This is a genomic window from Tardiphaga sp. P4_G1, from assembly GCF_056401215.1.
The window spans coordinates 44,571-69,763 of sequence record NZ_JBFUJU010000017.1; the positions used below are offsets into that span (position 1 = coordinate 44,571).

At 61.5% G+C, this 25,193-nt stretch carries 27 protein-coding genes; 23 read left to right on the forward strand and 4 right to left on the reverse strand.

The window, feature by feature from the left end; translation table 11 throughout:
• Positions 1–66 precede the first annotated feature (66 nt).
• The 7 genes from secY (at position 67) to AC1DUY_RS29645 (ending at position 5,969) form a co-directional block, all read left to right on the forward strand.
• Positions 67–1,398 carry a preprotein translocase subunit SecY gene (gene secY / locus AC1DUY_RS29615; RefSeq protein ID WP_089268179.1) on the forward strand — a complete coding sequence of 444 codons (1,332 nt, stop codon included), beginning with the start codon at positions 67–69 and terminating at the stop codon, positions 1,396–1,398.
• Positions 1,395–2,324, forward strand: coding sequence for an adenylate kinase (locus AC1DUY_RS29620; protein ID WP_478118928.1), 930 nt, complete (start codon positions 1,395–1,397; stop codon positions 2,322–2,324). The genes secY and AC1DUY_RS29620 overlap by 4 nt, the downstream gene beginning before the upstream one ends.
• Before the next feature lie 179 nt (positions 2,325–2,503).
• The gene (gene rpsM, locus AC1DUY_RS29625; protein WP_068731455.1) at positions 2,504–2,872 is read left to right on the forward strand and encodes a 30S ribosomal protein S13; all 369 of its coding nucleotides are present in this window, start codon (positions 2,504–2,506) and stop codon (positions 2,870–2,872) included.
• 107 nt (positions 2,873–2,979) lie between these two features.
• Entirely contained in the window at positions 2,980–3,369 is a 390-nt protein-coding gene (gene rpsK / locus AC1DUY_RS29630; RefSeq protein ID WP_068731453.1) for a 30S ribosomal protein S11, read from the forward strand.
• Between the two features lie 99 nt (positions 3,370–3,468).
• The gene (locus AC1DUY_RS29635) at positions 3,469–4,500 is read left to right on the forward strand and encodes a DNA-directed RNA polymerase subunit alpha (RefSeq protein WP_089268181.1); all 1,032 of its coding nucleotides are present in this window, start codon (positions 3,469–3,471) and stop codon (positions 4,498–4,500) included.
• Between the two features lie 124 nt (positions 4,501–4,624).
• The gene (rplQ, locus tag AC1DUY_RS29640; RefSeq protein WP_478118930.1) at positions 4,625–5,038 is read left to right on the forward strand and encodes a 50S ribosomal protein L17; all 414 of its coding nucleotides are present in this window, start codon (positions 4,625–4,627) and stop codon (positions 5,036–5,038) included.
• 136 nt (positions 5,039–5,174) lie between these two features.
• The gene (locus AC1DUY_RS29645; protein ID WP_441277678.1) at positions 5,175–5,969 is read left to right on the forward strand and encodes an SDR family NAD(P)-dependent oxidoreductase; all 795 of its coding nucleotides are present in this window, start codon (positions 5,175–5,177) and stop codon (positions 5,967–5,969) included.
• Positions 5,970–6,064: 95 nt separating this feature from the next.
• Here AC1DUY_RS29645 and AC1DUY_RS29650 read toward each other — a convergent pair whose 3' ends face one another.
• Both AC1DUY_RS29650 and AC1DUY_RS29655 read right to left on the reverse strand, forming a co-directional pair.
• On the reverse strand, positions 6,065–7,510 hold the full coding sequence (locus AC1DUY_RS29650) for an OprO/OprP family phosphate-selective porin (protein WP_478118932.1): 1,446 nt from the start codon (positions 7,508–7,510) through the stop codon (positions 6,065–6,067).
• Positions 7,511–7,874: 364 nt separating this feature from the next.
• A complete protein-coding gene (locus tag AC1DUY_RS29655) occupies positions 7,875–8,888 on the reverse strand; it encodes a zinc-binding alcohol dehydrogenase family protein (RefSeq protein WP_478118934.1) in 1,014 nt (337 codons plus the stop codon).
• Positions 8,889–9,008: 120 nt separating this feature from the next.
• Here AC1DUY_RS29655 and AC1DUY_RS29660 point away from each other — a divergent pair, with 120 nt between their 5' ends.
• The 12 genes from AC1DUY_RS29660 (at position 9,009) to AC1DUY_RS29715 (ending at position 20,318) form a co-directional block, all read left to right on the forward strand.
• A complete protein-coding gene (locus AC1DUY_RS29660; protein ID WP_478118936.1) occupies positions 9,009–9,413 on the forward strand; it encodes a winged helix-turn-helix transcriptional regulator in 405 nt (134 codons plus the stop codon).
• Positions 9,414–9,478: 65 nt separating this feature from the next.
• Positions 9,479–10,891 (forward strand): DegQ family serine endoprotease, encoded by a 1,413-nt coding sequence (locus AC1DUY_RS29665; RefSeq protein WP_439058837.1) that lies wholly within the window; start codon positions 9,479–9,481, stop codon positions 10,889–10,891.
• Entirely contained in the window at positions 10,888–12,219 is a 1,332-nt protein-coding gene (locus AC1DUY_RS29670; protein WP_478118938.1) for a replication-associated recombination protein A, read from the forward strand. Before AC1DUY_RS29665 ends, AC1DUY_RS29670 begins: the two co-directional genes overlap by 4 nt.
• Positions 12,216–13,673 (forward strand): RluA family pseudouridine synthase, encoded by a 1,458-nt coding sequence (locus AC1DUY_RS29675; protein WP_478118940.1) that lies wholly within the window; start codon positions 12,216–12,218, stop codon positions 13,671–13,673. Before AC1DUY_RS29670 ends, AC1DUY_RS29675 begins: the two co-directional genes overlap by 4 nt.
• A 52-nt stretch (positions 13,674–13,725) precedes the next feature.
• On the forward strand, positions 13,726–14,358 hold the full coding sequence (gene bluB / locus AC1DUY_RS29680; RefSeq protein ID WP_439079952.1) for a 5,6-dimethylbenzimidazole synthase: 633 nt from the start codon (positions 13,726–13,728) through the stop codon (positions 14,356–14,358).
• Positions 14,359–14,387: 29 nt separating this feature from the next.
• Positions 14,388–14,711, forward strand: a complete 324-nt coding sequence (locus tag AC1DUY_RS29685; RefSeq protein ID WP_231080296.1) for a hypothetical protein — start codon at positions 14,388–14,390, stop codon at positions 14,709–14,711.
• A gap of 76 nt (positions 14,712–14,787) precedes the next feature.
• On the forward strand, positions 14,788–15,579 hold the full coding sequence (locus AC1DUY_RS29690; protein WP_478118942.1) for an ATP12 family chaperone protein: 792 nt from the start codon (positions 14,788–14,790) through the stop codon (positions 15,577–15,579).
• 57 nt (positions 15,580–15,636) lie between these two features.
• On the forward strand, positions 15,637–17,361 hold the full coding sequence (gene fliK / locus AC1DUY_RS29695; RefSeq protein WP_478118944.1) for a flagellar hook-length control protein FliK: 1,725 nt from the start codon (positions 15,637–15,639) through the stop codon (positions 17,359–17,361).
• Entirely contained in the window at positions 17,358–17,624 is a 267-nt protein-coding gene (locus tag AC1DUY_RS29700; protein WP_093761235.1) for an EscU/YscU/HrcU family type III secretion system export apparatus switch protein, read from the forward strand. Before fliK ends, AC1DUY_RS29700 begins: the two co-directional genes overlap by 4 nt.
• A 238-nt stretch (positions 17,625–17,862) precedes the next feature.
• On the forward strand, positions 17,863–18,312 hold the full coding sequence (locus AC1DUY_RS29705; RefSeq protein WP_478118946.1) for a hypothetical protein: 450 nt from the start codon (positions 17,863–17,865) through the stop codon (positions 18,310–18,312).
• Positions 18,305–19,534 (forward strand): HlyD family secretion protein, encoded by a 1,230-nt coding sequence (locus AC1DUY_RS29710; protein WP_478118948.1) that lies wholly within the window; start codon positions 18,305–18,307, stop codon positions 19,532–19,534. Before AC1DUY_RS29705 ends, AC1DUY_RS29710 begins: the two co-directional genes overlap by 8 nt.
• A gap of 112 nt (positions 19,535–19,646) precedes the next feature.
• Positions 19,647–20,318 (forward strand): carboxymuconolactone decarboxylase family protein, encoded by a 672-nt coding sequence (locus tag AC1DUY_RS29715; protein ID WP_478118950.1) that lies wholly within the window; start codon positions 19,647–19,649, stop codon positions 20,316–20,318.
• Positions 20,319–20,327: 9 nt separating this feature from the next.
• On the opposite strand, the gene AC1DUY_RS29720 is transcribed toward AC1DUY_RS29715, so the two are convergent.
• The gene (locus tag AC1DUY_RS29720; protein ID WP_120291964.1) at positions 20,328–20,786 is read right to left on the reverse strand and encodes a DUF4260 domain-containing protein; all 459 of its coding nucleotides are present in this window, start codon (positions 20,784–20,786) and stop codon (positions 20,328–20,330) included.
• Positions 20,787–20,965: 179 nt separating this feature from the next.
• Here AC1DUY_RS29720 and AC1DUY_RS29725 point away from each other — a divergent pair, with 179 nt between their 5' ends.
• The 4 genes from AC1DUY_RS29725 (at position 20,966) to AC1DUY_RS29740 (ending at position 24,820) form a co-directional block, all read left to right on the forward strand.
• Complete coding sequence (locus tag AC1DUY_RS29725) at positions 20,966–22,498, forward strand: acyl-CoA carboxylase subunit beta (RefSeq protein WP_309945196.1); 1,533 nt, start codon at positions 20,966–20,968, stop codon at positions 22,496–22,498.
• A 94-nt stretch (positions 22,499–22,592) separates the two neighbouring features.
• Entirely contained in the window at positions 22,593–23,633 is a 1,041-nt protein-coding gene (locus AC1DUY_RS29730; RefSeq protein ID WP_309945197.1) for an SIR2 family protein, read from the forward strand.
• Between the two features lie 68 nt (positions 23,634–23,701).
• Positions 23,702–24,409 (forward strand): alpha/beta hydrolase, encoded by a 708-nt coding sequence (locus AC1DUY_RS29735; RefSeq protein WP_478118953.1) that lies wholly within the window; start codon positions 23,702–23,704, stop codon positions 24,407–24,409.
• 99 nt (positions 24,410–24,508) lie between these two features.
• On the forward strand, positions 24,509–24,820 hold the full coding sequence (locus AC1DUY_RS29740) for a hypothetical protein (RefSeq protein ID WP_175368434.1): 312 nt from the start codon (positions 24,509–24,511) through the stop codon (positions 24,818–24,820).
• A 23-nt stretch (positions 24,821–24,843) separates the two neighbouring features.
• Here AC1DUY_RS29740 and AC1DUY_RS29745 read toward each other — a convergent pair whose 3' ends face one another.
• Positions 24,844–25,113 carry a hypothetical protein gene (locus AC1DUY_RS29745; protein ID WP_139212566.1) on the reverse strand — a complete coding sequence of 90 codons (270 nt, stop codon included), beginning with the start codon at positions 25,111–25,113 and terminating at the stop codon, positions 24,844–24,846.
• Positions 25,114–25,193 lie beyond the last annotated feature (80 nt).

Genomic DNA, 25,193 nt, shown 5'->3' on the forward strand with positions numbered 1-25,193 from the left:
GGCCTCCGCTGCATGCCCCGCTCTTTCGGGGCATGATGGCGAAAGGGGCGCGGGAGAAAGCCAAACATGGTCTCTGCAGCAGAGCAATTAGCAGCAAACCTCAACTTTTCGGCCCTCGGCAAGGCCGATGAACTGAAGAAGCGCATCTGGTTCACACTGGGTGCGCTGCTTGTTTATCGGCTCGGCACCTATATTCCGCTACCCGGCATCGATCCGGCCGCGTGGGAACAGGTGTTCAAGCAGCAGGCCGGCGGCATCCTCGGCATGTTCAACATGTTCGCGGGCGGCGGCATCAACCGCATGGCGATTTTTGCGCTGAACATCATGCCGTATATTTCGGCATCGATTATCATTCAGCTGCTGACCACCGTGTCGCCCCAGCTCGAAGCTCTCAAGAAAGAGGGCGAGGCGGGCCGCAAGACGCTGAACCAGTATACCCGTTACCTGACTGTCATCCTCGCTGCATTCCAGTCCTATGCCATTGCGGCGGGTCTGCAGGGCGCCGGCAATGTCGTCAGCGAGCCCGGCATGTTCTTCCTGATCTCGACCTCGGTCACGCTGACCGGCGGCACGATGTTCCTGATGTGGCTGGGTGAGCAGATCACCTCGCGCGGCATTGGTAACGGCATCTCGCTGATCATTCTGGCCGGCATCGTGGCGGAGCTCCCGTCGGCGATCGCCAATATGCTCGAACTGGGTCGTCAGGGCGCACTGTCGACCGGTCTGATCCTGGTCGTCATCGTGATGGCCGTGGTCGTGATCGCCTTCATCGTGTTCATGGAGCGCGCCCAGCGCCGCCTGCTGATCCAGTATCCGAAGCGCCAGGTCGGCAACAAGATGTTCGAGGGCCAGTCCTCGCATCTGCCGCTGAAGCTCAACACTTCGGGCGTGATCCCGCCGATCTTCGCGTCATCGCTGCTGTTGCTGCCAGCGACCATCGCGAGCTTCAACGCGGGGAAGGGGCCGGAATGGTTCCAGTGGCTGACCACGCAGCTCAGCCATGGTCGTCCGCTGTTCCTGATCATGTATGTATCGTTGATCGTGTTCTTCGCGTTCTTCTACACGGCGATCGTGTTCAACCCGACCGAGACTGCCGACAATCTGAAGAAGCATGGCGGCTTCATCCCAGGCATTCGCCCGGGTGAGCGGACCGCGGAATACATCGACTATGTGCTCTCGCGCATCACTGTGCTCGGCGCTGCCTATCTCGCCGTGGTCTGCTTGATCCCCGAGATCCTGATTTCCTACGCCTCGGTGCCGTTCTACTTCGGCGGCACGTCGCTGCTGATCGTGGTCAGTGTCACCATGGATACTGTGGCGCAGGTGCAAGGCTATCTGCTGGCGCACCAGTATGAAGGTTTGATCCGCAAGTCGAAGCTGAGGGGCCGGCGCAAATGAGGTTGATTCTTCTCGGGCCGCCGGGGGCGGGCAAGGGAACTCAGGCACATCGTCTTGTCGAACGTCACAACATCGTTCAGCTGTCCACCGGTGACATGCTGCGTGCTGCCGTGGCTGCCGAGACCGAAGTTGGCCTCAAGGCCAAGGACATCATGGCCGCTGGCGGCCTGGTGCCCGATGATATTGTGATCGGGATCATCTCGGATCGCATCGAGCTGCCGGATGCCGCCAATGGCTTCATCCTCGACGGCTTCCCGCGCACCGTGCCGCAGGCTGAAGCGCTGGATGCACTGCTGAAGTCCAAGGGGCTTCATCTCGATGCTGCCGTTGAACTCCGCGTCAACGAGAGTGCGCTGTTGCAGCGTGTCGAAGCCCGTGTCGCGCAGATGATGGAGCGCGGCGAGACCGTGCGCATCGATGATACGCCGGAAGTGCTGTCGAAGCGTTTGGCGAGCTACCGCACCTCGACCGAGCCGCTGGTGCATTATTATTCGGAGAAGCGGAAGCTGGTGACCATCGATGGCATGATGACCATCGAAGAGGTGACGGCTGAGATCAACCGCGTGCTGGCAGCGATTCTCGCGGCCGATGAGTCGGCGAAGAAGCCGGCCCGCAAGCCCGCCAAGAAGGCTGCTGCCGCCAAGCGTGGATCTGCTCCGGCCAAGAAAGCGGCCAAATCGGCCAAAAAAGCTGCGAAGGCAGTCAAGAAGGCTAAGAAGGCACCGGTAAAGGCCGCCAAGAAGGCAAAGGCGGCCAAGAAAGCCGTGAAGAAGACTGTCAAGAAAACGGTCAAAAAGGCGGTAAAAGCAGCCAAAAAGGCTGTAAATTCGGCTTCGAAGGCCAAAACCAGCAAGTCGGCCAAAAAGCCAGCCAAGAAGGCCGGTAAATTGGCCAAGAAAGCCGGCAAAAAGCGCGTCAAACGCTAGAGCAGGTTGACGAAACGAAGTCGAATACTTTAATAAGGCCCTCATCCAGTCGGAAGATTCCAACGATGCCGGGCCCCACTGAAATCCAGGGGACGGGCGTCGTGTTCGCGTTTGTGAATACCCGCCCGACAAATGATGATAATGCCGGTTCGTGATGGACTGGTGACAGGAGAGAAGTTGTGGCCCGTATCGCCGGTGTAAACATCCCGACCAACAAGCGCGTGCTGATCGCGCTGCAGTACATTCATGGCATCGGCCAGAAGAACGCCGCCGATATCATCGAGAAGGTGAAGATCACTCCGGAACGCCGCGTCAATCAGCTCAGCGACGCGGAAGTTCTGCAGATCCGCGAAGTCATCGACCGCGACTATCTGGTCGAGGGCGATCTTCGTCGCGAGACGGGCATGAACATCAAGCGTCTGATGGACCTCGGCTGCTATCGCGGTCTGCGTCATCGTCGCGGTCTGCCGGTTCGTGGCCAGCGCACGCATACCAATGCGCGCACCCGCAAGGGTCCGGCCAAGTCGATCGCCGGCAAGAAGAAGTAAGCTTTCGAATACGAGTTTGCGGAAGCGGATGATCATCCGCTTCTGCAATTATTTTTGGTGTAGCCGCTGGCATTACGGCGGCGTTGAGATCCTCAGAAAGGTTAGAGATGGCAAAGGAAGCCGGACGTATTCGTCGCCGCGAGCGCAAGAACATTGCATCGGGCATCGCGCACGTGAATTCGTCGTTCAACAACACGACCATCACCATCACCGACGCGCAGGGCAACACGATTGCCTGGTCGTCGGCTGGCACGATGGGCTTCAAGGGTTCGCGCAAGTCGACCCCGTATGCAGCGCAGGTTGCTGCTGAAGACGTGTCGAAGAAGGCGCAGGAACACGGTATGCGCACGCTGGAAGTCGAAGTAGGCGGTCCGGGTTCGGGTCGTGAATCGGCTCTCCGCGCTCTGCAGGCCGCGGGCTTCACGGTTACCTCGATCCGCGACGTGACCTCGATCCCGCACAACGGTTGCCGCCCGCGCAAGCGTCGGCGCGTTTGATACTTTTTGATCGCGGGTGGCTCGGCTGCCCGCGATCGCTTTTGCGATGCGACTTACGCGGACTGATCCGCGATCTCCAACGCCAGTGAGTTTGATGGCATGGGTGACACAGTGACGATCCAGAAAAATTGGCAAGAACTTATCCGGCCGAACAAGCTGCAGGTAACCCCTGGCAGCGATCCAACCCGTTTTGCGACCCTGGTCGCCGAACCGCTCGAGCGCGGTTTCGGCCAGACCCTCGGTAACGCACTCCGCCGCATCCTGCTGTCCTCGCTGCAGGGCGCTGCCGTGCAGTCGGTGCACATTGACGGCGTGCTGCATGAATTCTCCTCGATTGCCGGCGTGCGTGAAGACGTCACCGACATCGTGCTGAACGTGAAGGACATCTCGATCAAGATGCTGGGCGAAGGCCCGAAGCGCATGGTCGTGAAGAAGCAGGGCCCGGGCGTCGTGACCGCCGGCGACATTCAGACTGTCGGCGACGTGACCGTTCTCAATCCCGACCTGCAGATCTGCACCCTCGACGAGGGCGCCGAGATCCGTATGGAATTCACCGTTGCCGGCGGCAAGGGCTACGTCGCTGCCGAACATAACCGTCCGGAAGACGCGCCAATCGGCCTGATCCCGATCGACAGCCTGTACTCGCCGGTTCGCAAGGTGTCGTACAAGGTCGAGAACACCCGTGAGGGCCAGATCCTCGATTACGACAAGCTGACGATGACCATCGAGACCAACGGCGCGCTGACGCCGGATGACGCGGTCGCTTACGCTGCGCGCATTCTGCAGGACCAGCTCAACGTGTTCGTGAACTTCGAAGAGCCCCGCAAGGAAGTTGCTCAGGAAGTCATTCCGGATCTCGCTTTCAATCCGGCTTTCCTCAAGAAGGTCGACGAACTCGAGCTCTCGGTGCGTTCGGCAAACTGCCTGAAGAACGACAACATCGTTTACATCGGCGACCTCGTTCAGAAGTCGGAAGCAGAAATGCTCCGCACTCCGAACTTCGGCCGCAAGTCGCTGAACGAAATCAAGGAAGTGCTCGCCCAGATGGGTCTGCACCTCGGCATGGAAGTGCCCGGTTGGCCGCCGGAAAATATCGACGAGTTGGCCAAGCGCTTCGAAGATCACTACTGAGCATCACGAGCGGCGTGGCCGGGGTCTAACCCGGCCATGGCGTTATGGGCGAACGCAGGCAGCCCACCTGCAACATGATGTCCGACGAACCGTCGCGGCAAACTGAGATATAAGGAATATTCCAATGCGTCACGGCAAGGTTCATCGCAAGCTCAACCGCACCGCAGAACATCGCAGGGCGATGTTCGCCAACATGTGCGCGTCGCTGATCAAGCACGAGCAGATCATCACCACGCTTCCGAAGGCCAAGGAGCTCCGCCCGATCGTGGAGAAGCTCGTCACCCTCGGCAAGAAGGGCGGCCTCCACATGCGTCGCCAGGCCATCAGCGAGATGAAGGACCAGGATCAGGTCCGCAAGCTGTTCGACGTGCTGGCCAAGCGCTACGCTGATCGTCAGGGCGGTTACACCCGCATCATCAAGGCCGGCTTCCGCTACGGCGACAACGCTCCGATGGCTCTGATCGAATTCGTCGATCGCGACGAAGACGCCAAGGGCAAGGATTCGGGTCCGGTGCAGGGCTCGGCCGAAGCGGCGTAAGCCACGTCACATCAGAATTTCGGAAAAGCGGCGCCTTGTGCGCCGCTTTTTTGTTGTGCTTTCGTCTTTTGGATGCAGTTGCATCTTTCAATCCGCGTTCCGATATCAGCTCCGTCATTCAAACGGGAGTACGCATATGAAGATCGATCTGACGGGCAAGACAGCACTCGTGACGGGCTCAACCTCGGGCATTGGTCACGCCATTGCCAAGGGCCTGGCCGCCACTGGCGCTCAGGTTGTTGTGAATGGCCGCAGTCAGGGCAAGGTGGACGCGGCAATCGCCGCGATCACCAAGGCCGTGCCCGGGGCCAGGGTGACAGGCGTTGCTGCCGACGTGTCGACAGCGGAGGGCTGCAACGCGCTTGCGTCGGCACTTCCCGAGGTCGATATCCTCATCAACAATGCCGGCATCTTCGAGCCCAAGGGTTTCTTCGACATTCCCGACGAGGACTGGACGCGCTTCTTCGAGGTCAACGTGATGTCGGGCATCCGGCTGTCGCGCGCCTACATGCAGGGCATGCTGAAGCGCAACTGGGGCCGTATCGTTTTCATCTCGTCGGAGTCCGGACTGAACATTCCGGGCGAGATGATCCACTACGGGATGACGAAGACAGCGCAGCTCGCGATCTCGCGTGGCCTCGCGGAGCTCACCAAGGGCACGGCTGTGACGGTCAATTCCGTGCTGCCCGGACCGACCATGTCGGAAGGCGTGGAGACCTTCGTCAAGGATCTCGCCAAACAGAATGGACAATCGGTCGAAGAGGCTGCTTCCAACTTCGTCAAGCAGCATCGTTCGACGTCGCTGATCCAGCGTTTTGCGACCGTCGAGGAGATCGCGAACATGGTCGTCTATGTCTCGTCGAAGGAGGCATCGGTGACCAACGGTGCAGCGTTGCGTGCCGAGGGCGGGATCGTCCAGACCATCGCATAAGCGTACGCCCCGCAAAGATAAAAAGGCGGCGCCGAAGCGCCGCCTTTATTCGTTGAGGACGTCATGCCGCGAGACCGCGGAGACGATGCGTGCGCTTAGAAGGCCACCTGAGTGCGCATCGCGAAGGCGTCATAGTCGGCACCGGTGTTCACGTTGCTGTTGACGGCGAACTTGTCGACGGTGCCGTGGATCCAGTTGAACATGAAGCGCATGTTCTGGTTCACGTACCAATTCACGCCGACCGTGGTGTTCTTCAGTTCACCGCCGCGAATGACGCCGTCATTCAGGCTGGCATAGCTGTAGCGCACCGCCAGTTCCCACGCACCCAGATCGCCGGTTGCGAAGTTGACCGGGCGAGCCGGGTTGATGCCGCCGAAGGCACCGGCCGATGTGTTGTACTTGTGCTGTTCGCCGGTGATGACGTAGCTGGCCTGGCCGTAACCGCCATTGAAGCTCAGGTCGGACAGACCGTTGCTGCGCTGGATGTTGTAGTCGAAGTATTCGCCCGATGCCATGAAGCTGCCGAACTTGACGGCGGCTTCACCGCTCAGCACACGGGCATTGTTCACGAAGTTCATGGTGCCGGTGTTAAGCAATGCGTTGGTCGCCGGATCGACGCGAACTTCGATGCGATCGGACATGCCGAGTGTGTTGTTGGTCACTCCACCGGTCTGGGCGAGATACAGCGCGTCGAAACCGACGAGGACTGTGCCGACTTCGTTGTTGATCGGCAGACCGACGGCGCGGAAGGTGGCGCCGAGCGGCTGCGGCTGGCTGTGATTGACGTTGAGGCCGGTCGTCGGACCGGTCACGTAAGCGCCGACCCAGTATTGATCGCCGAATACCTGACCACCGAACGCGGCGCGGTTGTCGCCTGCCGCGAGGCTGGTCGCGAGAACCTGCGAAGCTGCGCGTTCCATGAACATGATGTTGTTCGAGCTGGTCGCTTCGTCCAGCGTATAAGGGACGTCGATGTAACCGCCCTGGATCAACAGGCCCTTGACGCCCTTATAGGCGACATAGGCGTTGTTGAGCGTGACATCGCCATCGGTGGTACCGCCGGCATCGACAATCACGCCGTATTCCCAATCCTTGTTGAAGGTGCCGATCAGGCCGAGGCGGGCACGACGGGCGTTGATGCCGTCATTCACGCTCTGCGGGCTGGTGCCGGCGGACTTTGGCGAGAACGAATAGGCGGCAGTGTCGAGGTGCAGACGGCCGGTGATGGCGATGCAGTTCAGACCGTCGTCGGTGCAGAAGGTCGGACGGTTGCCGGGCATCGTCAGGTTCGCGTTGATGAAGGGCACAGCCTTCTTGTGCATGGCAGCGTTGGCATTCGCAAAGTTCTGCTTGACCGTTTCCGTCTGCTTTTGCGTGGTGTTGGCCTGCTTCTGAACGTTATCGAGCTTCTTTTCCAGCGCGCGGAGCTGCGCTTTCAATACGGCGATCTCGTCATTCGATGACTGCGCATGTGCCGGGCCTGCGGCCAGCGCGCCGATCACGCCGAGCGTGCCCAGGATTTTGTGTGTCGTGAAAGACATGGAGTACCCCTGTAGAAGACAAAATCCGACACGCCCCGCGAATTGCTCCGCAGGTGATGGACGCGTATGGATCTGTGTTTGTGATCTTGCGAAAGAGAACGTCCGGAGGCTCTCGCCAGGGGCGTTCTCATTTTACAAGCGAGCTACCGTTGAGCTCGCGGGCAAACTAGGCAAGCTTTGCGACAGTTCTGTAAAACCCGCATCGCATTGTGGTGAACGACACCACGGTGTCGCTTTTCGATCACAAGCGATTTAGATAATTAGCTATCTAAATTAGCTATTATGCGATAAGAGCGCATCCATGGATGCGCTCTGTTGTCGTAGGTGTCTCCAAACGGGAATTTCGCGGGTAGCAGTTTCGTGATCACCAGCCTTCAAGCACGATCTTGCCGTGCGACTTGCCGGATTCGAGCAGCGCATGCGCGCGCTTGAGATTCGCGGCGTTGATGGTGCCGAAGGTTTTGTCGAGCGTCGTGCGTAGCACGCCCTTGTCGATGAGATCCGCGACATCGTTGAGGACGTAATGCTGCGCGATCATGTCGGGCGTCTGGAATGACGATCGCGTGAACATGGATTCCCAGTGCACCGAGACGGCCTTGCCTTTGAACGCGGACATGTTGAATTCAACGGGATCGTCGATCAGTCCGAGCTTGCCCTGCGGTGCGATCAGATCGGCAAGTGCTTTGTAGTGTTGTTCCGTCCCCGTGAGGCTGGCGATGAGGGCGACGGGCGGCAGTTTCAATGCGTCGATCTGCTCCTTCAGCGGCTTGCTGTGATCGATCACCGCATGTGCGCCGAGATCCTGGCACCACTTGATCGTTTCCGGCCGCGACGCCGTTGCCACAACCGTGAGCCCGGTGAGGCGGCGTGCAAGCTGGATGAGAATGGAACCGACACCCCCGGCGCCACCCATGATGAGCAGCGTGCGTGGATCGTGGCTCTTGCCAGACGCGACGCCGAGCCGATCAAAAAGCAGTTCCCAGGCGGTGATCGCGGTGAGCGGCAACGCCGCAGACTGTGCGAAGGAAAGCGAAGAGGGCTTGCGGCCGACAATGCGCTCATCGACCAGATGGAACTCTGCATTGGTGCCCTGGCGCTGGATCGAGCCGGCATAGAACACCTCGTCGCCCGGCTTGAACATCGTCACATCGGGGCCGACAGCATCGACGACGCCGGCAGCGTCATAACCGAGGATCTTGGTTTCGCCGGTCGGCGGCGCCGCGCGCTTGCGCACCTTGAAATCGACGGGATTGGCCGAGATCGCCTTCACCGATACGCGGATGTCGCGACCGGTCGGTTCTGGCTTCGGAGCCTCGAAATCGACCAGCGCGTCAGCGGCGTCGATCGGGAGGGATTTGGTGTAGCCGACTGCCTTCATTGGGTGCGCTCCATAGCTCCTAGCGGGAATGTCCCGAAGAGGTGTCCCGAGGCGACAATAATTGCAAGTACTGTCATTTCAGGGATATAGTCACCGAATGGATACTATTGGATATTTGCGATGAAACGGCGTGATTTCGGCAACGGGCCGGGCTGTCCGGTCGAGGTGACGCTCGATCTGATCGACGGTAAATGGAAGGGCGTGATCCTGTATCATCTGCAGCAGAGGCGGCTGCGTTTCGGCGAGCTGCGCAAGCTGATGCCGCGGATCACCCAGCGCATGCTGACCAAACAGCTGCGCGCGCTCGAGGAGGATGGGCTGATCGTCCGGACGGTCTATGCCGAGGTCCCGCCGCGGGTCGAATATGCACTGTCGGAAACCGGGCTCGGATTGCGCCCGGTCATCGATGCCCTCAAGGCGTGGGGTGATGCGCACAAGATGCGTCAGAAGTCGGTCGCGGCCGTAGTGCCCCAGCCGCGCAAAAAAGCGCCGTTGGAGAAGGATGCGCCGGCGGACGCAAGCTAGTTCCCGCCCTTCTATTGCCCCGCTCAGCAGCCTATATTCGCCGCGATTTCCTCAAAGAGGCCCCGATGATCCCATTTTTCCGCAACGCTGCGACCGCTTCCGCTCTGTGCGCCATTGTCCTGTCGTCCGCACTCGCGCCGGCTGTTGCACAAGATCGCCGGGTCCCGACATCGCCGACGGAAATGAAGCTGTCCTATGCGCCGATCGTGCAGCGGGTGCAGCCGGCCGTGGTCAATGTCTATGCGGCCAAGACGGTGCAGAACCGCAATCCGCTGCTGGACGATCCGGTGTTCCGCCGCTTCTTCGGCGGCCAGGGCATGCAGCCGGAACAGATGCAGCGCTCACTCGGTTCGGGCGTGATGGTCGACGCATCGGGCCTCGTCGTTACGAACAACCACGTCATCGAAGGCGCCGACCAAGTGAAGGTGTCGCTGGCGGACAAGCGCGAGTTCGAGGCCGAGATCGTGCTCAAGGACAGCCGCACTGATCTGGCGGTGCTGCGCATCAAGGACAGCAAGGAGAAATTCCCGACGCTGGATTTCTCGAACTCGGATGACTTGCTGGTCGGTGACGTTGTCCTCGCCATCGGCAATCCGTTCGGCGTTGGCCAGACCGTGACCCACGGTATCGTGTCGGCGCTTGCGCGCACCCAGGTCGGCATCACCGACTATCAGTTCTTCATCCAGACCGATGCTGCGATCAATCCCGGCAATTCCGGTGGCGCGCTGGTGGACATGACCGGCAAGCTGGTTGGTGTGAACACCGCGATCTTCTCGCGCTCCGGCGGCTCGCAGGGTATCGGTTTTGCGATCCCGGCCAACATGGTCCGCGTCGTCGTGGCCTCCGCCAAGAGCGGCGGCAAGGCCGTGAAGCGTCCGTGGCTCGGCGCGCGGCTGCAGAACATCACGCCTGAGATCGCCGAGACGCTCGGCCTGAAGACGCCTTCGGGTGCGCTGGTCGTCAATGTCACCGCGAACAGCCCGGCTGCAAAGGCCGGTCTCAAGGTCTCCGATCTCGTGACTGCCATCGATGGCCAGGCCATCGAGGATCCGAACGCGTTCGAATATCGCTTCGCGACGCGTCCGCTCGGCGGCACTGCGCAGCTCGATGCACAACGCAGCGGCAAGCCGGTGAAGCTGACCGTTGCGCTCGAAGCTGCGCCCGACACCGGCCGCGATGAGATCACGCTGACGGCGCGTTCGCCATTCCAGGGCGCCAAGGTCGCCAATATCTCGCCGGCCGTTGCCGACGAGTTGCGGCTGGATTCCAGCACCGAAGGCGTCGTCATTACGGAGCTGACCGACTCGGCCACTGCGGCTGGCGTCGGCTTCCAGAAGGGCGATCTCATCATCGCGGTCAACGGCACCAAGATCGGCAAGACCAGCGATCTCGACAAGGTGACGCGCGACGGCGCACGGCTGTGGCGCATCGTGGTGGTGCGCGGCGGTCAGCAGATCAACGTTACACTCGGCGGATGAGCCCGAAACAACCCACGCCTTCTGCAAACCTGTTTGCCGCAGCCGGGCTGGAGCAGGACGCGCCGCGTCCGCTCCCGGAGCGGCTGCGGCCGCGCGTGCTGTCCGACGTGGTCGGGCAGGATCACATCCTCGGGCCCGATGGTGCGCTGACGCGCATGCTGGAAACCCGCACGCTGGGTTCGCTGGTGTTCTGGGGGCCGCCCGGCACCGGCAAGACCACCGTTGCGCGCCTGCTGGCCGATGCCACTGAGTTGCAGTTCGAGCAGATTTCGGCGGTGTTCTCCGGTGTTGCCGATCTGAAGAAAGTGTTCGAAGCCGCGCGTGCTCGCCGCGAGATGGGCAAGGGCACGCTGCTGTTCGTCGACGAGGTGCATCGCTTTAACAAGGCGCAGCAGGATTCATTCTTGCCGGTGATGGAAGATGGTACCGTGGTGCTCGTCGGCGCCACTACCGAGAACCCGTCCTTCGAACTCAACGCCGCTCTGTTGTCGCGCGCGCGCGTACTGGTATTTCAGTCGCTGGATGCTGCGGCGATCGGGAAACTGTTTGCACATGCGGAGAAGGTCGAAGGCCGTGCATTGCCGCTCGATGCCGAGGCGCGCGCCGTGCTGGTGCGCATGGCCGATGGCGATGGCCGCGCCGCGCTGACTTTGGTGGAAGAAGTATGGCGCGCTGCGCGGACCAATGAAGTGTTCAACGCCGCGCAACTGCAGGACATCCTGCAGCGCCGAGCGCCGATCTACGACAAGTCGGCCGATGGCCATTACAATCTGATCTCTGCATTGCATAAATCGGTGCGCGGCAGCGATCCGGATGCGGCGCTGTACTATCTGTGCCGCATGCTCGATGCCGGGGAGGACCCGCTGTTTCTGGCGCGCCGCGTGGTGCGGATGGCCGTGGAGGACATCGGTCTTGCCGATCCGCAGGCGCTGGTGATCTGCAACGCAGCCAAGGACGCCTATGATTTTCTTGGCCATCCCGAAGGCGAACTCGCCATCGCGCAGGCCGTGATCTACATCGCCACCGCGCCGAAATCGAATGCCGCCTATATGGCCTACAAGGCCGCGATGCGGACCGCGAAAGAGGGCGGCTCGCTGCTGCCTCCGAAACACATCCTGAACTCGCCGACCAAGCTGATGAAGTCCGAAGGCTATGGCGACGGGTACCAATACGACCACGACACGCCCGAAGCTTTCTCCGGCCAAGACTATTTCCCGGAAGCCTTGGGGCGGCAGACCTTCTATGATCCGCCAGAGCGCGGGTTCGAACGTGAGATTCGCAAGCGGCTGGATTACTGGACCAGACTGAGGAACGAGAGACAATCATGAGCCGTCGCGACAAGAAGCCTCTCGCCAAGCGTGGTCCCGGTGGTGAGCGCAGCAAGGCGCCGCGGAAGGGTGCGGCCCCGAAGGGCGCTACCTCCAAAGCCGCCCCGTCGAAGGGCGAGCGGCCGTCATTCGGCAAGGCTGGCCGCGTGAGCAGCGATCGCCCGATGAGTGCGCGTCCGCCACGTGCGCGTGCCAGTGAACGCTCGGAGTGGGCCGAGCGGCCGGAACGTGCCGAGCGATCCGAACGCCCTCAGCGTGCCGAACGAAGCGAGCGCTTCGATGCGCCGCAGCGGTCCGAGCGTCCGGCCGGCAAGCGTCCGCCAAGCGCGCGTCCTTCCGGTTCGCGTCCGGGCGGTAAGGCCGCGCCGCGTTATGGCAACGCGCCGCTGCGTGAGCCGCGGAAGCCCGCGCCTTATCTCGATGAAGAACCGGTGAAGCCGGAAGTTGCGCTAGCGCCGCTGCCCACCGCTGTGCAGAACGTCATCGTCACGCCTGACGAGAACGGCATGCGCGTCGATCGCTTTCTCGAAGCGCATTTCCCTGGTCTGTCGTTCTCCCATATCCAGCGCATTGTCCGTAAAGGCGAGCTACGCGTGAACGGCAAGCGCGCCGACAGCAAGGATCGGCTGGAAGAGGGACAGACCGTCCGTATTCCGCCGCTGAAGCTCGATGCGCCGAAGGTCGTCGGTGAACTCTCCGAGGCTGCCAACAAGACTCTACAGGCGCTCAAGGAGATGACGATCTACGAGGACGCCGACGTCATGGTGCTGAACAAGCCGGCTGGTCTTGCGGTGCAGGGCGGCTCGGGCATGACGCGGCACGTCGACATGATGCTGGAGGTGATGCGCGACGCCAAGGGACAGAAGCCGCGCCTGGTGCACCGTCTCGACCGTGAAACGTCGGGCTGCCTGCTGATCGCCAAAACGCGGTTTGCTGCGACCAAGCTCACCGGCGCGTTCCGCGAACGCTCTGCGCGAAAAATCTACTGGGCGCTGGTTGCCGGCGTGCCGAAGCCGAAGCAGGGCCGCATCTCGACCTACCTGGCGAAGGAAGAAAACGAAGAAGACACCATCATGCGCGTCGCCAAGCATGGCGACGAAGGCGCGAGCCACGCGGTGACATATTATGCAGTGGTGGAAACCTCGGCGCAGAAACTCGCATGGGTGTCGCTGAAGCCTGTGACCGGGCGTACGCATCAGTTGCGCGCGCATATGGCGCATATCGGCCACGCGATCGTCGGCGACCCGAAATATTTCAACATCGAGAACTGGCAATTGCCGGGCGGCATTCAGAAGCGTTTGCATCTGCTGGCGCGCCGCATTGTGATCCCGCATCCGCGTGGCGGCGTGATCGACGCGACGGCGCCGCTGCCGCCGCATATGCTGCAATCGTGGAATCTGCTCGGTCTCGAACACGACCGGTTCGATCCGATCGAGAACGCACCGGAAGAGTAGGGCGTTGTCGGGCTCCGACAACATCACAGGCGCGACGTCGGCAAGCGTCGATGTGCCCGATTTCGACGCCGCGTTTCGCGCGCGTCTGCATGATCTGTTCGTGTGGCGCCGCGATATCAGGCGCTTCAAGTCCGATCCACTGCCTGCGGGCTTTCTCGATCGCCTGCTCGATACCGCGTGCCTCGCGCCTTCGGTGGGCCTGAGCCAGCCATGGCGCTTTGTCATCGTCGACGATGCGTCACGTCGTCAGGCGGTGCTGGAGAATTTCAGCGCCTGCAATGCCGAGGCGTTGAGCGCCTATACCGGCGAACTCGCGCAGAGCTATGCGACGCTCAAGCTCGCCGGTCTGCGCGAAGCGCCATGCCACCTCGCGGTATTTGCAGACCACGCGACGGATGTCGGCCACGGCCTTGGCCGTCGCACCATGCCGGAGATGGCGGACTATTCGGTGGTGACGGCGATCGCAACCATGTGGCTCGCCGCGCGCGCCGAAGGCATCGGCATGGGCTGGGTCTCGATCCTCGATCCTGCTGCAATTGCCGCGACACTCGATATACCCCGTGACTGGCGGTTGATCGGCTATTTCTGCATCGGTTATCCGGAGATCGACGACGATCGGCCGGAACTCGAGCGCGCCGGATGGGAACGCCGTCATTCGGCAGCGGATCACATTGTCCGGCGCTGACACTTGATGTGATGCGGGATCGTGACAACATGAGACGAATGAGACATCGCTCCATCCCATTCGCTCTGTTGGTCGCCGTTGCGGCGGCGCTCTCTGCTGCGCCTGCGGTCGCGCAGGTGATCGGTGTGCCCGGCAACCCGGCGCTGATTACGCCGCTGCCACCCGCGCCACCACCGCCGCGGATCGAGGTGCCCGTCGTGCCGCAACTCGGCGATCTGCCACGACAACAGAATGTGCCGCAGGCGCGGCGCTCCTTCAGTGATCGCATCACCGACTGCCTTCAGGACGGGGCCGCTGCGGGTCTCGGCCCGAATGATCGTGCGACCTATTCGCGGGCCTGCGCCAATCGTTGATACGAGCGATTTGGTCTCGCGTGGCGCCCGTCTGTCGCGTAAATTGACGGCTGGCGAACAGGAATTGAGACCCTCGATGCGTGAATTGTTTGACGAAGTGTACGGCCAGTCGCAGCTCGATCCGCAAGAGGCGGTGCGACGGTCGACGCGAGGTCCACAGCGCAAGCGTTTCTACAAGACCGTTGGGATGAGCGAGACGCCGGATGGCTTTGCCATCATGCTCGACGACAAGACCGTACGCACGCCATCGCGCTATCCGCTGGTGGTGCCGACATCAGCCATTGCCGAGGTCATGGTTGCGGAATGGGATGCGCAGCAGGATGTCATCGACCCCACGAGCATGCCGGTGACGCGCCTGGCCAATAGCGTGATCGATGCGATCCGCGACGAGGCGCAGACCGAGGCAGTGGCTGACGATATCGCAAAATACTTCAGCACCGATCTGCTGTTCTATCGCGCCGGCTATCCCGAGGCGCTTATCGCGCGCGAGGCTGCGGCATGGGACCCTGTCTTGTTCTGGGCTGCCGATGATCTCGGCGCGCATTTCATCCTGGCTGAGGGCATCGTGCATGTCAGCCAGCCCGAACAGGCCGTTGCATCTGCCCGCGCGGCGCTGCCGAGCGATCCATGGGCGATCGCCGCGCTGCATCTGGTGACGACGATCACCGGCTCGGCATTGCTCGCGCTGGCACTGCTCCATGGCCATCTGAATGCCGATCAGGTCTGGACCGCCGCCTTTGTCGACGAGGACTGGAATATCGAGAAGTGGGGCCTCGACGAGGAGGTCGCAGCGCGACGGGCGGCGCGGCAGGTGGATTTCAAGGCTGCCGTGCTGGTACTGAAGGCGGTCGCACCGTCAGCGGGTTAATTGGAAGTTAACGACCGTTAACTAGCGTAGCTGCACCATTGTCCGGTGCCGCTCACCATGCCGACTCCCGTCAACTCGATCTTACCGGTTGTCTCCGCGCAGGGCGTGGCGAGCGAAGTCGCGTTTCAGCCCGGCAGCGTGATTGCCGGCCGCGTGCTCTCGGTCTCGCCAGACAATCAGGTCCGTATCGCCATCGGGCACAGCACGATCGACGTGCAATCGCAGGTGCCGTTGCAGGCCGGGCAGGTGCTGCAATTCGCAGTGTCGAAGACCGACAACGGCAATGTCCAGCTTGCCATCGTCACCCCGCAGAATACAGGTGCGGGGCAGGCGGGCGGTACGTCCTCCGGCGACGTGACCCTCGCGCCAGACCTGCCAATCGATCTCGCCAATGCCATCGCGACCTCCAAGATCCAGCTGACATCGCTGGAAGCGCAGGCCGTCTCCACTGCTACGCAAAGCGCCGTGACGCAGCAAGCGAGCCTGGCCACGCTGTTTGCCAATCTCGGTGCCGCCACCTCGCTGAAGGGGCTGCCGCAGCAGTTGCAGCAGGCGGTCGCGCAGGTACTGGCGCAACGTCCGCCGCTCGACGCCCAGCTCACCGGCGAGGAAGTCAAATCGGCGTTCCAGAATTCCGGCCTGTTTCTGGAATCATCGCTGGCCAAGGGATCGCTGCCGCAAGGCGGGCTGCCCGATATGAAGGCGGCATTGATCGTGTTGCGCCAGGCGTTGGCGACGACGCTCGCCACCGCGAGTCCGCCCCAGAGCACAACGCCAGCGACGGCGAATGCAGCGACGCCGGAGCAGCCAGCATCGACATTGGCAAACGCGCTCCCCAATGTCGCGGCGCAGGTTACCGCACAGCAGGCGCAAGCCGCTGCGGCGACAGCAGCCATGTTGCCCAAGGCCAGCATCAAGAACGATCCGCTGCAGCAGGCTGGACTTCTCGCTGCAGATGAGCCCGGACTCGATGTTGTGGCTCAAAGCGCGCCGGCCGTGGCAAAGGCCCTCGAAGCGGCTGCACAACTGACGGCGAACCGGGCCGCGTTCAACTTGCTTCGCGACGCGCTGCAGACGGCTCCCAAGGGCATGGGTAGTGCGGCATCGCTGGTGTTCGACGACAGCATGATGATGGATCTGCTGCCCGCTACGAAGGCGCCAGCGGGCCAGCCGGGTGTCGAAACGAACATCGCGCGCAACACCCTGCCGCCGCCGCCGTTGCGCGGCGGGTTGCCGACGGCACAGCCGATGGCTTTGCCGACACTCCCGGCAAATGCGCCGCTGGGCACCACCGTGCATCATCTGCTCGCGGATACCGATGCGGCGCTGGCGCGCCAGACCCTGCTGCAGGTGGCATCCTTGCCGGATCGTGCGGACGGTCTTGCAGCGCCGCGGCTCGATCAGGCATCGCCGCGCTGGAGTTTTGAAATTCCGTTTGCTGTACCGAACGGCACCGCCATGGCGCAGTTCGAGATTTCGCGTGATGGCGGCAATGGCAGCGAGGCTGAAGCGGCCAAGCAAGTCTGGCGTGCGCGCTTTTCACTCGATGTCGAGCCCGCCGGCCCGGTTCATGCGCTGGTCTCGCTGACCGGCGACAAGACGTCGGTGCGGATGTGGGCCGAGCGTCCGGCGACAGCGCTGCAATTGCAGGCCGGTACGGCGCAGCTCAATCAGGCGCTGATCCGCGCCAATCTGCAGCCGGGCGACATCGTGGTCCGCGAGGGTGCACCGATGCAGCCCGCGCCGGCATCGGCGGGGCATTTTCTGGATCGCGCGCTATGATCGTGCAGCCCAAAAGATCGCTCGCCGTCGCGCTGCATTACGACAAGACCGGCGCGCCTGTTGTCACCGCGAAAGGCAAGGGCGCGATCGGTGAGAAGATCATCGAGGTCGCCAAGGCCCACGATATTCCCATCGAGGAAAATGAAGTACTCGCCGGCGCACTCTCGAATGTCGAAATCGGTGATGAGATTCCAGCCGAGCTCTACAAGGCTGTCGCGGAAGTGCTGGTCTTCGTGCTCAGGCTGTCGGGCCGCGCACACTAGCCTCGTCATTCGGCCGCGATACATGTCAGATCGTTGAACTGTTCTGCGCTGACCTTTCGAGGCTGGTGATCTCGCATCCGCGAGCTATCAACCCTCAGTCCGCCCGGCATGAATGTAGATTTGTTGCAGCGCATTTCCTATCGCGCACAAGCTGATGCTTGCCAAGTTCCAGCTTTGTGCAACTATGAAACTCGGGAGAGGCTAGTGCTCGCCTGACGCTGTTGGAATGGGGGATCACGTGAGTGAGACGCTGCATCCGAACGCTCCGCATCATCTGCCTGGCTTCATTACCGCTCCCGGCGAGACTGACACGCTCATGGTTGTGGTCGGAATCGTTCTGATCGGCTCCATCATGATGGTCGGCAATCTGTATCTGCGCCTGCACAGCATGCCGGAGCGCATGGCGCACAAGTCGCAGAAGCTGCAGTTTGAAATCGTGGCCGTGTTGGGCCTGATCGCGTTGTTCACCCACAACCATCTGTTCTGGATAATCGGGCTGTTGCTGGCGATGATCGATTTGCCGGATTTCAGCACGCCATTGCGCAGTATCGCAGGATCGGTGCGGAAGATTGCCGACGGCGATGCTACCAGCGACACCGTTGAGCCGACCGGTGAAGCGCCGTCGCTCCCAATCACGGCGGAAACATCGAGTCGTCCCGGGGAAGCCGGAGGGCACGGTCATGCTTGAGCTTCTCCTCTGCTCGCTGCTGACGGTTTTTCCGGACTATCTCTATCGTCGCTATGGACAAGGCAAGCGCCTGGGGCGGGAGATCACGTTCTATTCGGTGTGGTTCGAACTCAGGTGGGGAATCACGGCCTGCGTGATGCTGACCGTCGCTCTGATCACGGTGATCTTCTATTTTCATCCATCGACGACAAGTGCGACCTTGTTCTATCGGACCGTGCCGATCCTGCCCGAGGTCAATGGACGGGTGGCGGAGGTGCACGTTCAGTTCAGCGCGCCGGTCAGGAAGGGCGATGTGATATTTCGTCTCGATAACGCCAAGCAGGAAGCGTCGATGGAGACCGCGCGGCGCAAGATTGCCGAGGTCGATGCGGCCATGCTGGCGGCGCAGGCCGATATTCTGAAGGCCGAAGGACAAGCGCAGGAGGCCAAGGGTTCCTATCAGCAGACCTCGGACGAACTCGATACCAAGCGCGAGCTGCAGAAGCGCAATCCCGGCATGGTGCCGCAACGCGACATCGAAAAACTCGAGGTGCTGCTGACCGGCCGCCAGGGGGCGCTTGATGCGGCCATGGCCGCGCGACAATCCGCGATGACGCGTATCTCCGCGCTGCTGCCGGCGGAGAAGGCCAGCGCGCAGGCTGCACTCGCGGAGGCGCAAGTCGATCTCGACAAGACGTTCATTCGCGCAGGCGTGGACGGGCGCGTCGAGCAGTTCACGCTACGTGTTGGCGATGTCGTCAATCCCGTCATGCGATCGGCAGGCATTCTCATTCCCGAGAATGCGGGCCGCGTGCTCTCGGCAGGATTCGGGCAGATTGAAGCGCAGGTGATGAAGGTGGGCATGGTTGCCGAGGCGGCCTGTATTTCGAAGCCGTGGACCGTCATCCCGATGGTGGTGACCGGCGTCCAGAATTATATCGCGGCTGGCCAGTTTCGCGGCGGCGAGCAGTTGGTGGAAGCGCAGCAAGTCCGCGCGCCGGGCACCATCCTCACATTCCTGGAGCCAATCTATCAGGGCGGTCTCGACGGCGTGACGCCCGGCAGTAGCTGTATCGTCAATGCCTATACCAGCAATCATGACGCCATCGCCGCGAAGGGGATCGGTTCTTTCAAGTGGCTGGCGCTTCATGCCGTCGATGCCGTTGGGGTCGTCCACGCGATGTTGCTGCGGATCCAGGCGTTGTTGCTTCCTGTCAAGACGCTGGTGATGAGCGGTCACTGAGCTCCGCGCGGTCTGCGGGGCGAGGCGATCGTTCTGGGACGCTCCGGAACTGGCGCTGTCATGCCCGTTGAACTAGCCTTCGTGAACAAGAAAAAAGCTCACGGAGGAAATCATGAAGTCCCCATCGCTCTGGATGTTGTCCATCGGACTGTCGTCGCTCGCGCTTGCAGCGGCCAGCGGCTGGTTCGCCGCCACGATGTTTGCCCAGCCTGCCACCAGCAAGGAGCCGCGTTTTCCGCAGCTCACCATGGATCAGCTCGACGCCAGGCAGAAGCCGCTCGGCGAGCAGGTGATGAAGGTCTCAAGCGTGGGGCTCGCCGGTCCCTATAATCCGATGATGCGCAGCCCGGTGCTCGGGCAAAAGCTGTTCGATCTGTTCGCGTATCTGCGCTGGGACACGTCCGTTCCCGTCAAGCTCAACGAATTCGCGATCATCATCATCGGGCGGCAATGGCGCTCGCAGGTCGAGTGGTTCGCGCATGCGCCGCTGGCGCAGAAGGCGGGGCTGTCGCCCGATATCATCGCCGATCTCAAGGCCAACAAGCGGCCCGCGAACATGGCCGAGGATGAGGCGACGGTCTACGACTTCGTCACCGAGCTCACGACCACGCACAAGGTCTCCGACGAGACCTTCACCCGCGCCAAGAAGATCTTTAACGATCAGCAGATCGTCGATCTCACGGCCGTGGCCGGCAATTATGTGATGGTGGCGATGTTACTGGCGATGGCCGAGGAGAGCACACCGCCCGGCAAGGAGGCGCCGTTCAAGCCCGGCGAGCCGTGAGGCCGCGCGTCAGGCAGCCTTGATCGGGTTGCCGGTTGTCGGGTTTTCCGCCGTGGCCGGTGCGGTCGCATCCTTGCCGATGCGGCCGAGATGGGTGAAGCGGAAACCGGCGTCGTATTTGAGGCCGTAGCCGAGCGCGCGGTCGAAGCCGATATGGGCGAACCAGACCAATGCGATTGAACCGGCGATAGGCTCGGCGGTGGCGATACCGGCGAGCGCGAGCAGCAGCGGCGCGATGGTCGCGTGCACCAGATTATAGACCCCTGCGCCGATCCGCGGGCCGGCCAGATAGGCCAGCATGCTGAGGTCCGGGACGAAGAAAAACAGGGCATAGATCTGCCAGGGCGCGCCCGAGATCCAGTAGAACAGCGTCATTCCGACAAACAGCGCCGCGCCTTCCCAGCGCAGCAGGTCACGCACGCCACCCGTGGCTGCGCCACTGTTTTCATTGATCACGATATTGGTCATCCGGCGCTCTCCCTTGTCTGATCCGGATATAGGCAGGATCGCCGCCGGCGCCATGCGATTTTGGGGGATTCAACCCTTCCTGATGGGCGTTTCCACCGCTCAAAACCCCATGCTAGAACCTCGCCCAAACCCCGCGGCCGCCGCGGGCGATAACACGTGACATTGACGGGCTGGAGCACATGAAAGACATCCTGGACACCCTCGAAGCGCGTCGTGCAGGCGCCAAACTGGGCGGCGGCGAGACGCGCATCGAGTCGCAGCACAGCAAGGGCAAGCTGACCGCCCGCGAGCGCATTGAGCTTTTGCTCGACAAGGGGTCGTTCGAGGAATTCGACATGTTCGTCGAACACCGCTCCGTGGAATTTGGCATGGAGAAGTCCAAGATTCCCGGCGACGGCGTCGTCACCGGCTGGGGCACCGTGAACGGCCGCAAGACCTTCGTCTTCGCCAAGGATTTCACCGTGTTCGGTGGCTCGCTCTCCGAGACCCACGCGCTCAAGATCACCAAGCTGCAGGACATGGCGATGAAGGCGCGGGCGCCGATCATCGGCCTCTATGACGCCGGTGGCGCGCGCATCCAGGAAGGCGTCGCGGCGCTCGCGGGTTACTCCTACGTGTTCCGCCGCAACGTCCAGGCCTCCGGCGTGATCCCGCAGATCTCCGTCATCATGGGACCCTGCGCCGGCGGCGACGTCTATTCGCCGGCGATGACCGACTTCATCTTCATGGTGAAGAACACCAGCTACATGTTTGTCACCGGCCCCGACGTTGTGAAGACCGTCACCAACGAGGTCGTCACCGCCGAAGAACTCGGCGGCGCCAGCGTGCATGCCACGAAATCCTCGATCGCCGACGGTGCCTTCGAGAACGACGTCGAGACGCTACTGCAGATGCGCCGGCTGATCGACTTCCTGCCGGCTAACAACACCGAAGGCGTGCCGGAATGGCCGAGCTTCGACGACATCGAGCGCACCGATCTGTCGCTCGACACGCTGATCCCCGACAATCCGAACAAGCCCTATGACATGAAGGAGCTGATCCTGAAGGTCGTGGACGAGGGCGACTTCTTCGAGATCGCGGAAACCTTCGCCAAGAACATCGTCACAGGTTTTGGCCGCATCGCCGGCAAGACGGTGGGCTTCGTCGCCAACCAGCCGATGGTGCTGGCCGGCGTGCTCGACAGTGACGCCTCGCGCAAGGCCGCGCGCTTCGTGCGCTTCTGCGACGCCTTCAACATTCCGATCGTCACTTTCGTCGACGTGCCGGGCTTCCTGCCGGGCACCGCGCAGGAATATGGCGGCCTCATCAAGCACGGCGCCAAGCTGTTGTTCGCCTACAGCCAGTGCACCGTGCCTTTGGTCACCGTGATCACCCGCAAGGCCTATGGCGGTGCCTTCGACGTGATGGCCTCGAAGGAAATCGGTGCCGACATGAACTATGCCTGGCCGACGGCACAGATCGCCGTCATGGGCGCCAAGGGCGCCGTGGAAATCATCTTCCGTCAGGATATCGGCGACGCCGACAAGATCGCCGCGCGCACCAAGGAATATGAAGACCGCTTCCTGTCACCCTTCGTCGCCGCCGAGCGCGGTTATATCGACGACGTGATCATGCCGCACTCCACCCGCAAGCGCATCGCCCGCGCGCTGGCGATGCTGAAGGACAAGCATTTGGAAGTGCCGATGAAGAAGCACGACAATATGCCGTTGTGACGTTTTTTTGATTAGCGAATCTATTTCGCTATTTTAAATTGATTCTGTTCTGTCACACTCCTCCTGCGCGTTTGGCAACGGGGGAGTGCAGAGGGTGGCAGGCAAGCAACAGCGGCGAATAGTTTTCTTTCTAGGTGCTGGCGCATCGCTTGGAGCTGGAGCTAGTGCTCCAGTTCAAGGCGGCGGTTTTGTTAGCATTCCAACCCAGGCAACGTTCTGGGAGACGTTTTTACGTTTCTGCAAAAGTTCGAGTAATCGAAAGAAGATCGAAGCGTTTTTGTTTCGATATTTTCTGGGATACCATAAGGTTCCAAGCCGTGCGGCACCTGCCCAACGTCGGAGGCTATTGCAGCCGATCGATGTGGAAGAGGTGTTTACGTTTCTATCTGAACGAAACAATGCGCCAGCGGTCTCTTCGCAATTTCAGGCCTATACACAAGAAGTATGGGAAGCCTTGCTCGAAGAAGTCGGAGCCGTTTTTGCTCGGTTCGAACCTAACTCTCGCACCCGCGCGGTCTATAGAAGTCTTCGGTCGAGTCACGTAAGGACGCGCGATACTATCGTTTCATTCAACTACGATACTATATTCGAGAGGTCTCAACCTAGTAGTAAAGATTGGTACTACGGTGGTGTCGATGACGATCATAGGCCGCTCTCGTTGAGAATATTGAAGCCGCATGGTTCGATAAACTGGGAGGAGATAGATGGACGTGTGTATGCCGAAAACAAGCAGCCCGTTAGTCGGCCAATTATTGTTGCTCCCACGCATCTTAAGTTTGTTGGCACGAGTGCGATTGGCGATGGCCTAAAACCGCTGCCCGGTTATTTGAACCAATCCAAGCAGATTGCCGCAGTCTGGACTCTGATGGAGAAGGAGATGAAAGAAGCGAAGGCGTGGGTGTTTATTGGCTATTCATTCCCGCCATCAGATTTATACTTTTCATCGGTTCTCCGCTCTACGCTGGCAACTCGAGCGGATCAGCCTCTTGTCGCAGTTGTAAACCCAGATTCGATGGCAATCAGCCAAAGGCTTCAGGCTCGTTTTTCGATCCCGCGAGCTAGAATAAAGACATACTCAGACCTACAGACATTCAATCAGATCAATAGACAACAGTTGCTTATATTGAACACGTAAAAGGACGAGCAATAACGACGCGGTCGGCGGGCGCTACTAGCTGTGCTGGGTCTAATAGATGGTGTCTCATGATTGTAACGCGCATTCGCATTGCCAGTCTCGTCGCAACGCTAGCCATCTTCGGCGGTAACTGTCGGATTGCTCTTGCCGACGAAACCGTCACCATCGGTGGCTCCCGCGCCGTGCTCATCAAGCCCGCACCGCCGCGCGCGAGCGTGATCCTGATGCCGGGCGGCAGTGGGGCGATCAGTCCGGGCGAGCACGGTGAGATCAACGGGCTGAAAGGCAACCAACTGGTGCGCACGCGCAGCGCCTATGCCGCGCGTGGGCTTGCGGTGCTGGTGATGGATGCCGGCACCGATCTCTCCAGTGCCGTGCAATACATGGCCGCGATCAAGCGTCCGGTGACGGTGGTGGCCACCAGCCGTGGGACGCAACGTGCCGCCGAGGGGATCGCGCGTGGTGCGCGACCGGATGCGCTGGTGCTGACCTCGGGCTTTCTCAGTGCGGAATCGGGTAGTGGCAGCAATGTGATGTCGATTATCGGCTCGCCCTCGGCATTGCCGCGCACGCTGGTCATCCATCATCGCAATGACGGCTGCAAGTTTACCGCGCCGGCCGGCGTCGATCCGTTCGTGAAATGGTCGGCCGGGCGCGCCCGCGTGGCGTGGCTGAGCGGCGGACGCAACGAAGGCGATCCGTGCGAGGCGCGGGGATATCATGGTTTCAACGGTCTCGATGGTCAGGTCGTCGGACTGGCCGCGGGCTTTCGATAACGGAGAGATGCCGAATGTGTGAGTTCCCGCGCACATTCAGTTTCCATTCATGCCACTGGTCCGATCCTGATGCCCTCACGGATATCAGGAGGGATCGCGATGGAACGCCGTCATTTTCTGAAGATCGCCTTCGGCTTTGCCGCGGGTGTCGGCTTGGCCGCTCAGGCCATCACGCAGGCTCAGGCCGCGCCGCTGCTGCCGGCCAATCCGCTCGATAACCACAAACCGGACACAGAACCTCAAGCCGCGGTGGCGTCGCAGGACGACGTCGATCGTCTCCAGCCTGAGCAAGTCCAGTGGCGTCGCCGCGGCTGGCGGCGTCGCCGGTTCTGGGGTTATCGCCGCCGGCATTGGGGTTGGCGTCGCCGTTATCGGGTCCGTCGTCGTTACTGGCGCCGCCGGTACTGGTAGGGCAAGCCCGTTTGTGCTGACGCTCAGTCTCTCCAGGGCGTCAGCGGTTTGGTCTGGCCGGGTTCAATGCCGCTCAGGTGGCGACGCACGTTGTCATAGCTGCGATCGCCGGGGGCAAAGGTCTGCGAGCCGTCAGCCGGCTTGCCGTCCACCGTGCGGGTGAAATGCAGCACCAGGCTGTCATCGGCATTCATGGTGGCGCTGCCGTAATAGGGCATCGACAGCCGCGCGTCCTCCGCCATGGCCGCGCCAGCCATGAGCAGAATGGGGAGGGTGAGAAACAGACGGGTCATGACACCTCCTGCTGTGAGGTTGTGATGGAGGCTCAGGAAGATGGCGGGGATTTGTCCGCCGCCGGTCACCGCATGCACGG